Annotated in this window: 10 protein-coding genes; 4 read left to right on the forward strand and 6 right to left on the reverse strand. The window is 66.7% G+C overall.

The annotated features are described in order from the left end of the window. Positions 1–173: 173 nt before the first annotated feature. From ABE522_RS01375 to ABE522_RS01390, 4 genes are all read left to right on the forward strand, one after another. Positions 174–1,187, forward strand: a complete 1,014-nt coding sequence (locus tag ABE522_RS01375) for a LacI family DNA-binding transcriptional regulator (protein WP_346590046.1) — start codon at positions 174–176, stop codon at positions 1,185–1,187. A 318-nt stretch (positions 1,188–1,505) separates the two neighbouring features. Then, the gene (locus ABE522_RS01380; RefSeq protein ID WP_346590047.1) at positions 1,506–4,496 is read left to right on the forward strand and encodes a TonB-dependent receptor; all 2,991 of its coding nucleotides are present in this window, start codon (positions 1,506–1,508) and stop codon (positions 4,494–4,496) included. A gap of 6 nt (positions 4,497–4,502) precedes the next feature. Continuing rightward, on the forward strand, positions 4,503–5,534 hold the full coding sequence (locus ABE522_RS01385; protein WP_346590049.1) for a cupin-like domain-containing protein: 1,032 nt from the start codon (positions 4,503–4,505) through the stop codon (positions 5,532–5,534). 644 nt (positions 5,535–6,178) lie between these two features. After that, positions 6,179–7,747, forward strand: coding sequence for a sensor domain-containing diguanylate cyclase (locus tag ABE522_RS01390; RefSeq protein WP_346590050.1), 1,569 nt, complete (start codon positions 6,179–6,181; stop codon positions 7,745–7,747). Between the two features lie 110 nt (positions 7,748–7,857). Here the strand turns inward: ABE522_RS01390 and ABE522_RS01395 are convergent, their stop codons facing one another. The 6 genes from ABE522_RS01395 to ABE522_RS01420 form a co-directional block, all read right to left on the reverse strand. Then, a complete protein-coding gene (locus tag ABE522_RS01395) occupies positions 7,858–8,727 on the reverse strand; it encodes an energy transducer TonB (RefSeq protein ID WP_346590052.1) in 870 nt (289 codons plus the stop codon). A 60-nt stretch (positions 8,728–8,787) separates the two neighbouring features. Beyond that, the gene (gene aceK / locus ABE522_RS01400; protein ID WP_346590053.1) at positions 8,788–10,518 is read right to left on the reverse strand and encodes a bifunctional isocitrate dehydrogenase kinase/phosphatase; all 1,731 of its coding nucleotides are present in this window, start codon (positions 10,516–10,518) and stop codon (positions 8,788–8,790) included. A gap of 162 nt (positions 10,519–10,680) precedes the next feature. Then, on the reverse strand, positions 10,681–12,912 hold the full coding sequence (locus ABE522_RS01405) for an NADP-dependent isocitrate dehydrogenase (RefSeq protein ID WP_346590054.1): 2,232 nt from the start codon (positions 12,910–12,912) through the stop codon (positions 10,681–10,683). Positions 12,913–13,078: 166 nt separating this feature from the next. Beyond that, a complete protein-coding gene (locus ABE522_RS01410; protein ID WP_346590055.1) occupies positions 13,079–14,569 on the reverse strand; it encodes a hypothetical protein in 1,491 nt (496 codons plus the stop codon). Between the two features lie 193 nt (positions 14,570–14,762). After that, positions 14,763–15,272: a hypothetical protein gene (locus tag ABE522_RS01415; RefSeq protein ID WP_346590056.1), complete on the reverse strand. Its 510-nt coding sequence runs from the start codon at positions 15,270–15,272 to the stop codon at positions 14,763–14,765. Between the two features lie 57 nt (positions 15,273–15,329). Next, positions 15,330–15,620 carry a LysM peptidoglycan-binding domain-containing protein gene (locus tag ABE522_RS01420; RefSeq protein ID WP_346590058.1) on the reverse strand — a complete coding sequence of 97 codons (291 nt, stop codon included), beginning with the start codon at positions 15,618–15,620 and terminating at the stop codon, positions 15,330–15,332. Between the last annotated feature and the right edge of the window lie 14 nt (positions 15,621–15,634).

A 15,634-nucleotide genomic window follows, 5' to 3' on the forward strand; every position in this document is an offset into this window, starting at 1 on the left:
CCCGAAGCCGGCCTCCCGGTAGCGGCGCCACGTGGTCGGCGAGCGCAGCGGGCCTTTGGCGTGCCGCTCTGCGCCGCGCCCTGCTGCGCTGCGCCGTGGCAATATCAGCCCGACGCTGCACCATCGCTCGGCGCGCATTGCCCGCCGCTGGCACATGGAGGATCACCTGCACCATGCGTAGTCGAATCGAAGACGTCGCTGCGGCGGCCGGGGTCTCCATCAAGACCGTGTCGCGGGTGCTCAACAACGAGCCCAACGTGCGCGAACAGACGCGGTCGCAGGTACGCGAGGCGGTCGCGCGGCTGGGCTACAAGCCCAACCCTTCCGCGCGCAGCCTGGCCGGCCAGCGCTCCTATTCGCTGGCCCTGGCCTACAACAATCCCTCGCGCAATTACCTGATGGAGATCCAGAGCGGCATGCTGGATGCCTGCCATGGCAACCACTACAACCTGCTGCTCGGCCCGGTGGGGATCGGGCGGCATGCCCTGCCCGACCTCAGCGCGTTGTTCGACAACTCGCGGCCCGACGGCGTCGTGCTGATCCCGCCGCTCAGCGATGATCCGGTGGTGCTGTCCTACCTGCAGGAACATGACATTCCCTTCGCCAGCATCGCCCCGCGTGACCCCACCGGGGCCATCGGCGTGCGCATGGACGAGACCACGGCCGTGGTGGAGTTGATGCGCCACCTGATCGCGCTGGGCCACCGGCGCATCGGCCACATCAAGGGACCACGGGCGCACGGCGCCTGCCAGTGGCGCCACGCCGGGTATCGCGCGGCGCTGCGCGAAGCCGGCATCGCCTACGACGCCGCGCTGGTGGTCGGCGGCCAGTTCTCTTTCGAATCCGGCATCCCGGCGGCACACCGCCTGCTGGACCTGGCCAATCCGCCCACGGCGATCTTCGCGGCCAACGATGACATGGCGGCGGCCGTGTACCGGGTCGCCGGTGGCCGCGGCCTGCAGGTACCCCGCGACCTGTCCGTCTGCGGTTTCGATGACACCCCGATCGCCAGCCATATCTTCCCCGCGCTGACCACCGTGCGGCAGCCCACCGCGGAGATGGGCCGGCTGGCGACGCTGCAGCTGCTGGAGCGGATCCGCTCGCCGGGCGGCGGCAGGATGATGACCCTGGACCATGCGGTGCTGGTCCGCGAATCCACCGGCGCGCCTCGCCAACGCAGGCGCTGAGCGCCCGGTGACGGCGTACTTTTGTCGAGCGCTGTCAGCGTTGGCGCTAACGGCCCTGCGCAGAACCCTTCCGCATCGCAACACGATCATGCGCGTCGCGCCGCGCTAGCCAGGCGGCAGCGTGCGGGCGGATGACACTGCAATGACAAGGCTTCCGGCATCTGCGGCGCCGCCTTAGCGGGATCCACCCGGCCACCGGCAGGGGCGCTTTGTTGACAACGCTGTCAACGCATCCCCAAATCGCTCCCGTCATGTAGTTGCCGCGTTCCAGCCGAAGTCAAACCCGCTGTTTCCGCACTCCCTGGGGAGGGATCCGCAATGAGGATGTACAAGGCCGTACCCCGCAAGACACTGCTCACTTCCGCGCTGCTGGTGGCCATCGCCGGCCCTGCCTGGGCGCAGGACACTGCCACCACCGCACCCGCCGACCCGGCCACCCTGGACGCCGTGCAGGTGACCGGCATCCGCGGCAGCCTGACCTCGTCGATGAACCTCAAGCGCGACAGCCAGGGCGTGGTGGATGGCATCGTGGCCGAGGATATCGGCAAGTTCCCGGACACCAACCTGGCCGAATCGCTGCAGCGCATCAGCGGCGTCTCGATCGATCGCACCTCCAGCGGTGAAGGGTCCAAGGTCACCGTGCGCGGCATCGGCCCGGACTACAACCTGGTGCTGCTCAACGGCCGCCAGATGCCCGCTTCCAACCTGGGCAACGGCGGCGGCGGACTGTCCGGTTCACGCTCGTTCGATTTCGCCAACATCGCCTCCGAATCGATCTCCGCAGTGGAGGTCTACAAGACCACCCGCGCCGACAACCCGACCGGCGGCATCGGCGCGACGATCAACATCAAGACCCTGCGGCCGCTGGAAGCGGCGCCGGTGGTCAGCCTTGGCATGAAGGCGGTGCATGACACCTCCAACGACAACCTGCCACGCACGCTGCAGGGCTCCAATGTCACCGGCGAGCTGTCCGGTGTGTTCAGCCAGACCTATGCAGACGGACGCTTCGGCGTGGCGCTCAGCGCCAGCCACCAGGAACGCGATTCCGGATTCAACCAGGCCACCGTGGCCGAAGGCTGGGCGACGCTGCGCGGTGACGACGCCAGTGACTGGCGCGCACTGCCGCAGCCGGGTACCGGCTATTCGGACCGCATCACCAACCGGCCGGGTGCCGATGATATCTACGGCCGCCCGCAGAACACCGCGTACAACGTCAACGCGGTGCAGCGCCAGCGCACCAACGGCCAGGCCACGCTGCAGTGGAAGCCGCTGGACAACGTCACCACCACGCTGGATTACACCTATGTCGAAAACAAGGTGCAGCAGCAGCGCAGCGAACTGTCGGTGTGGTTCAACTACGGTCCCGGGGACAGTACCTGGACCGATGGCCCGGTGGCCGCTCCCATCGTGTACAGCGAAGACGTGGTCAACGGCGACGTGGCGATGGGCGGCATGAAGCTGGCCACGAAGAACAGCATGGAATCGGTGGGCTTCAACGTCGACTGGGAAGTCAACGACGCACTGGACATGTCCTTCGACTACCACCGCGCCAGCGCCGAATCGCAGCCCGATGGGCCCTATGGCTCGGCTGGCGTGCTCGGCGTGGCCGCCTACGTGCGCGGCACGACCACGGTGGATTACAGCGGCGACCTGCCGATCATCAACATCGCCCTGCCCCCGGGTGGGGTGCAGGCCGCCGATGCACTGGTCACCGGTTCGGTATTCCAGAACAGCTACAACAAGTCGGAAGTGGAGCAGCTGCAGGCCAAGGGCGTGTTCCGTTTCGCCGACTATTCCGCGCTCGATTTCGGCGTGGGCCACACCCAGGTGGACAACCGCTCGGCGGCGGCGATCGAGCAGCGCGACAGCTGGGGCGGTGTGGGCACGCCGGCGGACTACGACGACAGCATCTGGTATGCCGATGACATGGGCAAGTACTTCAAGGCGTTCTCCGGCCACGACGATCCGCGCCTGACCGGGCAGTTCCTGGTGTTCGATTTCGACCGCCTGCGTGACCGTGCGGCGCAGGTGCCCAACGGCGCCGAGCCGGCCTGCCCGACGTGCTATCTGGCCCCGACCGAGTACTCCGAGGACATCCGCACCACCGAAAAATCCAAGAGCGCCTACCTGCAGTACCGCACCACCTTCGACTGGAACATGCCGCTGCATGTCGCCGCCGGCGTGCGCTATGAGCAGACCGAAGTGGAGTCGTTGGCGCTGGTGCGCGTGCCGACTTCGATCAGCTGGAACTCCCTCAACGAGTTCAACATCACCTACGCCGACGACGGTGCGTTCATCGGCGGCGAAGGCAAGTACGATTACGTGCTGCCCAATGTCGACCTCAAGCTGGACATCAACGAGTCACTGGCACTGCGCGGCAGCTACAGCCGCAGCCTGGGCCGTCCGGGCTGGACCCAGATCGAAAGCGGGCAACGCCTGGACAACATCGTGCGCACCCAGGGCGGCACCGGTTCACGCGGCAACCCGGCGCTGGAGCCGTTGCTGTCGGACAACTTCGACCTGTCCCTGGAGTGGTACTACGGTGAGGCCAGTTACGCATCGGTCGGCTTCTTCCGCAAGAACATCAAGAACTTCATCAGCAACACCATCGCCCGCGAAGATGCCGGCAGCCTGCACACGCCGGTCGGCGGTGCGTACTGGAACGAAGCGCTGGCGTCGGGCTGCGTCACCACCGACACGGTGTGCATCCGCAATTACATCTTCACCAACCATGCCGGCGACCCGGGCGTGGTTTCCACCGGGGTCAACTCGGCCGGCCAGCAGACCGGCAGCATCGTCGGCCAGCCGGGTGATCCGATCGCCGGGTTCGACATCACGCTCCCCGCGAACCAGCGTTCGGACCATCTGGAAGGCTGGGAGGTGGCGGTGCAGCACCTGTTCGGCGAGTCCGGTTTCGGTGTGGCGGCGAACTACACCAAGGTGAAGTCCGGGCTGACCTTCGACAACCTGAGCCTGGGCGACCAGTACCCGATGGTCGGCCTGAGCGATTCGGCCAACGCGGTACTGTTCTATGACAAGAACGCATGGCAGGTGCGGGCGGCCTACAACTGGCGCGACAAATTCCTCAACGGCATTGGCGGCCAGGGGCCGAACCCGAACTACACCGAAGCCTATGGGCAGCTTGATCTGAACATCAGCTACGCGGTGAGCGAACAGCTGACGCTGAGCGTGGAAGCGATCAACCTGACCGACGAGACGATGCGCACCTACGCACGCCACAGCAACATGCTGCGGTATGCCACCCAGACCGGCCCGCGCTACATGTTCGGTGTGCGCTACAAGTTCTGAGTGGCGATGACCCTGCCCCCGCCCCGCCCCATCGACGAGGTCCAGCTCGCGGATCCTGCGGCGCTGCCTGCCGCGCTGCGTGGCTGGACCACGCCGAAGGTGGTGCGGGGGTTGGCCGCCGGGTGGCCGCTGGTACAGGCCGCCCGGCAGGCCGACACCGCCGCGGTGGACTACCTGAAGCGGTTCGACCACGGCGGCATGCCGGTGACCGCCACCACGGCGGCGCCCGACACACAGGGCCGGGTGTTCTACAACGACGACCTCACCGGCTTCAATTTCCGTCGCGAACAGGTGCCGCTGCGCGTGGTGCTGGACACCCTGCTCAAATACCGCAGCGAACCGGACGCACCGACCATCTACGTGGCATCCACCACGCTGGATACCTACCTGCCGGGACTGCGCGAAGAGAATCCGCTGGCGCTGGGCCAGGCCGATCCACTGGCCAGCATCTGGATCGGCAACCGCTCGCGGATCGCCGCGCACTACGATGCGCCGGACAATCTGGCCTGCGTGGCGGCAGGACGGCGACGGGTCATGCTGTTTCCTCCCGGCCAGGTCGGCAATCTGTATGTCGGCCCGCTGGACTTCACCCCCGCCGGGCAAGCGATCAGCCTGGTCGACTTCGCCGCACCGGACCTGCAGCGGTTCCCGCGCTTCGCGCTGGCCATGCAGGAGGCGCAGAGCGCCGTGCTGGAACCGGGCGACGCGGTCTTCATTCCGGCCCTGTGGTGGCACCACATGGAAGGGCTCGAGGCGTTCAACATCCTGGTCAATTACTGGTGGCGGCCGGTCGAGGCATGGCGCGATGCGCCGATGAACGCCTTGATGCTTGCCCTGCTGGCGGTGCGCGACCTGCCGCCGGCGCAGCGCGCGGCGTGGCAGGCGATGTTCCAGCATTACGTGTTCGATGCCGATGAGCAGGTTGCCGCGCATGTGCCAGCGCATGCGCGCGGCGTGCTGGGCGAACTGGACGAGGCATCCGCCGCACGGCTGCGCGAGGTGCTGCGCACGCGGCTGCTGCGTGGGTCGAACGGGTGAACCCCCTCGCGGGTGGCTGTTGTTTGAAGCCGCAGCTGGGGGTGGGCCGGGTGGGGAGGCTATGCGGGGCACGCGCAAGTACGTCCATGTAGCGCTTCGCGGCTCCTGCCGCTCAAGGCCCCCCACAGCCACCCCCCCCCGCCCATGACAGGTTCCGGTGGCCGCCACCCGCGTATGAAAAAAGAGAAAAGCGGTAGCGCCGACCCATGGTCGGCGGAACCCATCAGATCCCATTCGCCCACCATCCGCCGGCCTCGAGTCGGTGCTACCAGGGCCTCCATGGACCTGTCTGGTGGGGAGCCCCTGAGTCAGGGGCGGCCGCGAAGCGGCGGGGTGTGGGTGCTGGTGAGGGGGGCCCACGGTTTGCGCAGCAAGGCGTGGGAGCGGCAGCGCGAATGCGATGACGTGACCGCGTCCCCCGCAAACCCGCCCCGCCCCGCCATCCCATAGCCCTGCAGCCCTTGACGTTGACGTTGACGTTGACGTTGCTCCGCGTCCGCACGTGACCTGTCGCTTTCAGCGATAATGCCCCTGCAGTCCCCACCGAACCGTGCGCAGGCTGCTGCGTGCGGGCGCCGTCCCGCGCTGGCGAACCCTCCGGACAGACCGGTCGGGCCAGCATCAGAACTGGCTGACCTGCCCGCATGCGCTCGCTTTCCAAACGCCTCAACCTGGGTTCGCTGATCCTTGCCCTGGCCCTGCTCAGCACCGTGGTGGCGCTGGCCAACACCCTGCTGGCCAGCTATCGCGTGCAACGTGAGCAGCTGGTCAGCAGTACCCTGGAAGCGAACCGGGTGTACGCCAACAAGCTGGCCGAAACCACCCAGAACTTCGTGCTGTCCTCGCAGCAGCAGCTCGCCTATACCGCGATGCTGCTGGGCCGGGACGGCATGCAGGACCGCCGCGGACAGGACGAAGCCACGCGCCTGCAACTGCAGACCAACAGCTTCAACTCGATACTGATCGTCGACCACACCGGCCTGGTCCTGGCCACCTCGCCACAGACGCTGTACCTGAAGGGCGATACCCTGCGCAGCGAAGGCAACCGCATCGCGCTGGAGCGCCGCCAGCCCATGGTCAGCGATCCCTACGACTCGGCCACCGGCAAGCTGCTGGTCGCCATGTCGCATCCGGTGTTCGACGTGCAGGGCCGCTACCGCGGTTACGTCAGCGGGACCATCTACCTGCGCCAGCGCAGCATCCTGCAGAGTCTGCTGGGCACGCACTACTACCGTGACGGGTCCTATCTGTACGTGGTCGATCGCAATGGCCGGCTGCTGTACCACGTCGATCCCGAACGGGTCGGCGGGTACGCGCCCGGCAACCGGGTGATCGATGCGGTGTCACGGGGACAACGGGGTTCAGCGCAGGTCAACAACAGCCGTGGGGTTTCCATGCTTGCCGGGTACGCGCCGGTACCCGCCACCGGCTGGGGCGTGGTAGCCCAGCGCCCGACGGCGGCCACCCTGCAGCCATTGTCGCAGGTGATGTCATCGATCATCTGGCGCGCGATCCCGCTCGGGGTACTGTCGCTGCTGGTGACCTGGTGGTTCGCGCGGCGTATCTCGCTGCCGCTGTGGCAGTTGGCGCGCAACGTACAGGAAGGTGACACCGGCCGCGCGATCTCCGACGTGGGGGGCATACGCGCGTGGTACTTCGAAGTAGCCCAGCTGAAGCAGGCCGTGCTGTACAGCTTCACGGCGCTGCAGGACCGCATCGGCACCCTCAACCGGGCCAGCCGCACTGATCCGCTGACCGGCCTGCTCAACCGCCGTGGGCTGCAGCAGGCGCTGGAAACCTGGAAGGCGCAGGGGCAGTCCTTCGCGATCCTGGCGTTGGACATCGACCGTTTCAAGGTCATCAACGACCAGCATGGGCATGCGGTCGGCGATCAGGTCATCAGCCACATCGCCGAGCAGATGCGCCGCTACTCACGCGATGGGGACGTGCTGTGCCGCAACGGCGGCGAAGAGTTCCTGATGCTGCTGCCGACCACCGACGCCGACGATGCCCTGCTGATCGCCGAGCGGCTGCGGCAGCGGATCGCGGACCAGGTGCTGGACCCGGTCGGCCATGTCAGTGTCTCGGTTGGCGTGGCGCATTACCCGACCTTCGATGCCGATGCCGAACAGGCCCTGCGCATGGCCGACAAAGCGCTGTACATGGCCAAGGAACAGGGCCGCAACCGCAGCGTCACCTACCCCTACCGCTGACCCCGGTAACGCCGAGCCATGCTCGGCGAGCGCAGCGCGCGGCCTGCACGAGACCGCGCGTTTGCCGGAAACGGAGAGCCACCGAGCATGGCTCGGCGCTACCGCCGCCATCAGCCCTGCAGCGGCGTCAGCAGCTTCGGACCGTTGTCGACCCCGACCATGTAGACCCCGCCGTCGGGCAGCATATCGGGGGCATCATCGGCGGCAACATCGTTCACCTTCCAGGGCGCGCTGTGCTTCGGTCCCGGAATGTAGACCTGCCATTTGCCGTAGCGGTCCCCGTTGCCACCGTAGAAGAAACGCACCGGCACGCGGACCGTCCAGAACGGATCGTCGACGCTGGCGCCGGTAGTCGGCGCGATGAAGGCCCACTTCCGCGCAGCAGTGACCGCACTGCGCGCCATCACGTCACGCATCCGCTGCATCGCCCGCGCCGATCCGGCCACGTAGGCGTTGACCTGTTCGGCGATCACATCGTCGACCGTGCCGTCGCGCGCCACCCGCAGCAGCAGCTGGACTTCGCCCGCACCGCCCATCTCCATCAGTTCGCGCGGGAACGAGGGCGGCGGCATGCGGTCGATGGCCACCGCGTCGCTCGCTTTGGGATCGAAATTACGGAAATTGGCGCTGCTCAGCACGACGTCCATTCCCTCACCGGACGCTCGCCGGGCCACCAGGCGCAGGTTCACCGGGGTCTTCGCTGCAACCGCCCTGCCCTCGCGCAGCACCGGCTCGAACCGCCACCTGGCGACATTCTGCTTCAGGAAATCCTGGATGTAGGGCTCGATCCTGTCTTCGTTCTTGAGCGTGAAGCCTTCGACCGAGCCGTCCGGCGCGATGTCGATGCTGCCGCTCAGGACCATGCTGCCTTCGGTCTGCGCACGGGCCGCGCGCGCGTTCTGCGCGCTGGCGTCCACGGGAACCAGCGCGCCACCGGCGCCCAGTGCCAGGACCACTCCAAGGAAAAGCGAGGTACGCATGCTGACTGCTCCGTGTCGATGTGTGCTCCGAGGGTAGCAAAGGCCGGTGCCACGTCCAACTCAGGCCAAGCGGTTCCCACGCGCATAAGGTGGCGTGTCGGGATGCTCGCCCGCGGCGAAACGGTCCTGCAGAGCGCGCCACCACGCCGGTTGGAACAGGTGCCCGAAGTGCTCTCGCACCGCCGCCAGTTCCGCAGCGGGCAGGCCCATGAACGGGCCGAAGCGCTCGGGGAAGACGTCACGTGGCCCGACGTGGAACCACGGCTCGTCGGCCAGCGCTTCTTCCGCGCTGCGTGGCACCGGCCAGTCGCGGAACACGCACTCGGTGACCAGGCACAGTTCGTCATAGTCGTAGAACACGGCGCGGCCATGCCGTGAGACGCCGAAATTCTTCGGCAGCATGTCGCCGGGAAAGATGTTGTTGCGGGCCATGTCGGTGATCGCCTGGGCGTAGTCCAGCACCGCCGCGCGCACCCCCTCGGGTCCCTGCTCGCGCAGGTACAGGTTCAAGGGGCGGAAGCGCCGCTGCACGTAGCACAGCGCGATCTCCACCTCTTCGCCGTCCAGCCGCACGCCCTGCGCGCACTGCTGCAACAGCTCCTGCAGCAGCGCCGGGGCGAAGCGCGCGGCGGGGAAGCGCAGGTGCCGATAGGGCTGCGCATCCAGCAGGCGCCCCACCCGGTCCAGGGTGAACACCAGCGCGTACTTGTCTTCCACCTGCTGGCGCGACATCGCCTTCGGCCAGGCGAAACGATCGCGTATCAGCTTGAACACCAGCGGATAGCTGGGCAGGGTGAACACCGCCATGACCATCCCGGGCGTGCCCTCGGCATGCACCAGCTGCTCCTGCGGGTGTTCCAGGAAGTGCCCGAAGAAGGCCCGGTAGCGCTCGGTCTTGCCCTGCTTGGCGCGGCCGAGCACCGTGTAGATCTCATCGATCGGCTTACCCGGCAGCAGGCTGCGCAGGAACACCACCGCATCACCGACCGTAGCCAGGTTGGCCTGGAAATAACTGCGCGATACGCCGAACAGATGCGCCACGTCGCGCCGCCGGGTCAGCACCGCATCGGCACGCAGTCCCTGGCCGTCGTTCACCAGTGCGATCACGCAGGGAGAGAAGCGGTGTTCACCGAACACGCGACCGACCAGGTAGGCGCGCCGCTCCCGGTAGAACACCGTGTCCAGCAGCTCGATGCCGCGCACCGGGTGCGTGCCCCAATGCGCGAGATCGTCCTGCAGGCGCACCGCGATGGCCGCCGCGCAGCGCAGCTGGTGCGCGTAGGGAATGTCGAAACGGTAGTCGCCCAGCACCCGCGTCAGCGCATCGGCCGGGCGCGTGGCCGACACCGCATACGCATGCCGGGCCACCGGATGGGTGATCGCATCGGAGGGCTCCACGTCGAAGGCGAGGAATTCAACCTGCGCATCCACGCCGCGGGTACCGAACAGGCGGCGCGCCAACGTGTTGTAGAACGTCTTGTACAGCTCGGCGTCGATCAGTCCGTGCAGCAGCAGGCTGTAACGGGCGTGCACCTGCAGCCACGACGCACGCTCGCCGATGGCCTCGCCGGCCAGCCGACGCAGGCGATGCACGCACGCTGCGATGCACTGGTCATACAGGCCGATGCGCTCGACCGCGTCGCGCTGGGCGGCCTCCCATTGGCGCTGTTCGAAGCGCCCCCGGGCACGGGCGGTGATCGCCGCGAAGCGCGCGTGGTAGTCCTCGAAGCCATCGCGGATGGCCAGCGCCATCTGTTCGGCCAGCTGCGGATCGATGTCGGTGGGGGACATGTGGGGCCCATGGCCGGAGTCGCGCCCACCATACGATGCCGGCGCGCGCGTTGCCCAGCCTGGGCCGATGGTGGGCAGCGCCGGCGGCCACCGGCTACGGGCCATGAACGCGAAAGGCCCACGCAGTGCGCGGGCCCTCCGGTCTGCACCGTGCGGCGATGATCAGCCGGCGATCAGTTCCAGCGCGGTGTTCAGCGTGGCGCTGGGACGCATCGCCGCGGCCACCTTGGCCAGGTCCGGACGGTAGTAGCCGCCGATGTCCACGGGCTTGCCCTGCACCGCCACCAGCTCTTCGACGATCTTCGCTTCGTTGTCAGCAAGTGCCTTGGCCAGCGGGGCGAAGCGGGCCTTCAGTGCGGCATCATCGTCCTGGGCGGCCAGCGCCTGCGCCCAGTACAGGGTCAGGTAGAAATGGCTGCCACGGTTGTCGATGCCACCCAGCTTGCGCGAGGGCGACTTGTCGTTGTCCAGGAACTCACCGTTGGCCACGTCCAGCGCCTTGGCCAGCACGCGCGCAGCGGCGTTGTCGTAGCGGTTGCCCAGGTGTTCCAGCGACGCCGCCAAGGCCAGGAACTCACCGAGCGAATCCCAGCGCAGGTAGTCCTCTTCGACGAACTGCTGCACATGCTTGGGGGCCGAACCACCGGCACCGGTCTCGAACAGGCCACCACCGGCCATCAGCGGCACGATGGAGAGCATCTTGGCGCTGGTGCCCAGCTCCATGATCGGGAAAAGATCGGTCAGGTAATCGCGCAGCACGTTGCCGGTCACCGAGATGGTGTCTTCGCCCTTGCGGATGCGGTCCAGCGAGAACGCGGTGGCTTCCACCGGCGGCAGGATGCGGATATCCAGTCCATTGGTGTCGTGGTCCTTCAGGTAGGTCTCGACCTTGCCGATGACCTGCGCGTCGTGGGCACGCCCGCCGTCCAGCCAGAACACGGCCGGGGTGCCGCTCAGGCGCGAACGCTCCACCGCCAGCTTCACCCAGTCCTGGATCGGGGCATCCTTGGTCTGGCACATGCGCCAGATGTCACCGGCTTCCACGGCGTGCTCGAACACGACCGCGCCGGCTTCGTCGGTGACCTTGACCACGCCATCGGCGGCGATCTGGAAGGTCTTGTCGTGCGAGCCGTATTCTTCGGCCTTCTGCGCCATCAGGCCGACGTTCGGCACCGAGCCCATCCTGGCCGGATCGAAGGCACCGTGCGTGCGGCAATCGTCGATCACCGCCTGGTACACGCCGGCGTAGCAGCGGTCCGGGATCACCGCCTTGGTGTCCTGCAGCTTGCCTTCGGCATTCCACATCTTGCCGGAGTCGCGGATCATCGCTGGCATCGAGGCGTCGACGATCACATCGCTCGGCACGTGCAGGTTGGTGATGCCCTTGTCCGAGTTCACCATGGCCACGCCCGGGCGATGTGCGTACTCGGCCTTCAGGTCGGCTTCGATGGCCGCACGGGTGGCCTCAGGCAGCGACGGCAGGCGCGCGGCGAGATCGCCGATGCCATTGTTGGCGTCGAAGCCGGCCTGCTTCAGCACGTCCGCATGCTTTGCCAGCACGTCCTTGTAGAACTCATTGACGGCCACGCCGAACATGATCGGGTCGGAGACCTTCATCATGGTCGCCTTCAGGTGCAGCGAGAACAGCACGTTCTTCGCCTTGGCATCTTCGATCTGCTCGGCAATGAACGCCGCCAGGGCCTTGCGGCTCATCACCGCGGCATCGACGATCTCACCAGCCTTGACCGCGGTCTTTTCCTTCAGCACCACGTCCGTGCCATCGGCACCGTGCAGGGTGATCTTCAGGCTGCCGGCGCTGGCGATCGTCGCCGACTTCTCGCTGCCATAGAAATCGCCCGACGCCATGTGCGCGACGTGCGAGGTGGAGTCGTTGGCCCAGGCCCCCATGCGGTGCGGGTGCTTGCGTGCGTAGTTCTTCACCGACAGCGGCGCGCGACGGTCGGAATTGCCTTCGCGCAGCACCGGATTCACCGCGCTGCCCTTGACCTTGTCGTAGCGCGCCTTGATGTCGCGCTGTTCGTCGTCGGCCGGGTTTTCCGGGTAATCCGGCAGCGCGTAGCCCTGCTGCTGCAGTTCGGTGATCGCCGCCTTCAGCTGCGGCACCGACGCCGAGATGTTCGGCAGCTTGATGATGTTGGCTTCCGGCGTGGTCGCCAGCTGGCCCAGCTCGGCCAGGTCATCGTTGACCTTCTGTTCGTCCTTCAGGCGCTCCGGGAACAGCGACAGGATGCGGCCGGACAGCGAAATATCGCGGGTTTCCACGGCGATACCGGCGGTTGCGGTGAACGCACTGACGACCGGCAGCAGCGACTGGGTGGCCAGGAACGGCGCTTCATCGGTCAGCGTGTAGAGGATCTTGGGCGTATTCGACATGGGGGATCAGGACTCTTTGCGGATCTCAGGGGAAGGCCGGCGCCAGCGCCGGACCACGTTCAACCGTGTCGCACGCAGGGCGCGGTGCCCTGGCGGGGAAACCCCTGCATTGTCCCCATTTCCAGCGTGCGGGGCAAAGCGCCGCCATACGCAAAGGTATGCATGCTCAGCGGGGCGCGGGCTCGCGGAGTACAGGACGTTGCCACCGGGATCGGGGCACATGGAGCTGCAATGCGTTTTCCTCCAGCAGATGGGCGCGCAGCAGATCGGTGCCATCATCCACCATCGTGGCGGCGATCTCAGCGGGGGTGCTGCCCTCGCACAGCCACCGTGCGACGCGCGACAGTTCGAGGGACTGCATCAGATAGCGCTGGGCGTATGGCGCCAGGTGCAACACGTCCACGACCTCGTCCAGCGCTTGTCCGGTGGCCAGACGGGACGTCGCCAGCGTGTCCACCACCAGAATCTCCAGTCTCCGCGCAGCCCACGCTGACAGTCGCAGATCGGTGGTTACCGTGCGGTAGTCCTCGCCTGCGGTGACACGTTGCAGGCCCACCGTGGTGGCCACGCAGGATTCAAGATGCTGCCGACCCACCGAATCCAGGCGCAGCTCATCTGAGAGGTCCCACCAGGCATGGCGTGGGCGCAGCGGAAGCACGGCATCCACTACCGCTTTCTGCAGTTCATAGCGCGCCTGCCGCTCCAGCCCGAACGCGTCGGCCACCTGCTCCCACCCTTCTCCTTCCAGCACGCGTGCAACGCACGGCCCGCGTGCGGCAGCTTCCTGGAGGTAGTAGGACCACGACGATGGCAGGCCGCGCAGCGCCAGCTGTCCAACGACATCCTGCCAAGGGACGCCGCGCTGGAGCAGGCGTACCACGACGGCTTTGGTGACCACGCCACGGTGGTACGGGGCTAGATCAGGAAGGCCCAGGTTCGTGCATACCTCGCTCCATTCCACGCCGTCGCACACGGCAGCAGCGGCCTTTCCTTCCAGCGTCCGGCGCAGCAGGCTCTGTTCTCCGATGGCCCGCGGGGCCAGCAGCGCCACGACCTCACGGAAGGAGCCCCCTTCCTCGATGGCCCGCATGGCCACCCCGATCTTTGTGTCTTCGAGGGTGTCCCGGGTGGCTTTCCATATAGGTGTCGATCCGGGGCCTGTTTTTTCGTTCAGGCACCGCCAGGTCACTGCCGCCACGCAGTGCAACACGCCAGGGATGGATGCCACGCCGGCCTGCTCAAGCGCATGCGGCGGAAAGGTGCCCTGTGCGATGAGTCCTTTCGCCCACGTTCCGGCAGCAAGCCGGGTCAGCGCGCGTCCCGCGGGCGCGCCGGGTTCGAGGACGCCCAGCCGCTCTTCCGCGAGCGCTGCGCGGCAGCACGCATCGAGCAGTCGTGGGGTGACCCCCGCCACGGCGGGGAGATCCCGCGCCTTCTCGTCGCGCTGGCTGCGTTTCCATCCGGATATTGCGTTGCCCAGCCTCAGGCGAAGCTGCAAAGCGTCCCTGGCGCGAGTCGGGGCATAGGCGCTATTGGTTATCTGTGTGGGCGCAACGAAAGAAGAACGCCACGGCGCGGCAGGGCCGTCGGAGCCCCGGTGCCTCACGCCAGAAAAGGGCGGGGCCAGGCTTGCAACTTTTCCGATTTCGTATGGCATCACGATCCGTGTGGCGGGAGCGGACGGCGATGGTATTGGAATGCCTGGCCAACGACTTCCAGCCATCGCGCAACTTCGCGGCGCGCTTGGCCCTGCCGTGGACATCAGCGGCATATCAACAAAAAAAAGACGCAGCCTCGCGGCTGCGTCCATCGTGAGTCCACTACCGGGAGAGAGTCGGTAGCGCGTGGACTTACTTGACCTCGAACTCCTGCGGCGTTCCGGCCGCCTTGCCATCTACCATGACTTCCGCGCGGTACTTGCCCGCCGGCCAACCATTGGCATTCTTGAACGTGATGTTGGTGGTCTCGGCACCGGACGTGTTGAGCGTCGCGCTCTGCTCACCGGCAACCTGGCCATCCTGGAAGGTCAGCTTGGCGCCCACGTTTGCATTGCTCGCCGCGCCATCGGTACGAACCGAAACGATGATGTCGTCCTTGGGAGCGAACATCGCTGTGGTGGCGACTGATTTGTCTGCCGCTGCACTCTTGCCGACGGTCACCGATGCGACGTTGACCGAGGCGGCTTCGGCCATCGGCGGCGGTGCGCCCGTCATCGGGGCGGGGGCAGCAGCCGGCGCGGTATCCGCAGTCGGGGTGGCAGTGGTATCGACGGCGGGTTCGTCCTTCTTGCAGCCGACCAGCGCCACGCTGCCGAGCAGTGCAACGAGCAGCCCATTGCGAAGCGTATTGGTATGGATCATCGGGTTTCCTCCAAGGGTTACAACAACGGAACGCGTGTGCGGGTGGTGCCGCGGGGATTACTTGTTGGGGAGCTTCAGCACCTGGCCGGGCTGGATGCGGTCGGGATCATCAAGCTGGTCACGGTTGGCATCGAATATCTTCTGCCAGGCATTTGCATCGCCCAGGTGCTGCTTGGCGATCTTCGACAGCGTGTCACCCTTCTCCACCGTGTAGGTCGCATCGACCACTTCCGCCGTGCTGTCCACCGAAGCGGACACGCCGGAAAAATCGGCTTTGGGAACCTGTTGGGCGGTGCTGTCGACGCTCCCGGTGACACCGGAGAAATCGGCTTTCTTCTCGGTACTCATCCACACACTCCCAT

Origin of the sequence: Stenotrophomonas lacuserhaii (assembly GCF_039674585.1) — a bacterium.
GTDB classification, from domain to species: domain Bacteria; phylum Pseudomonadota; class Gammaproteobacteria; order Xanthomonadales; family Xanthomonadaceae; genus Stenotrophomonas; species Stenotrophomonas pennii_A.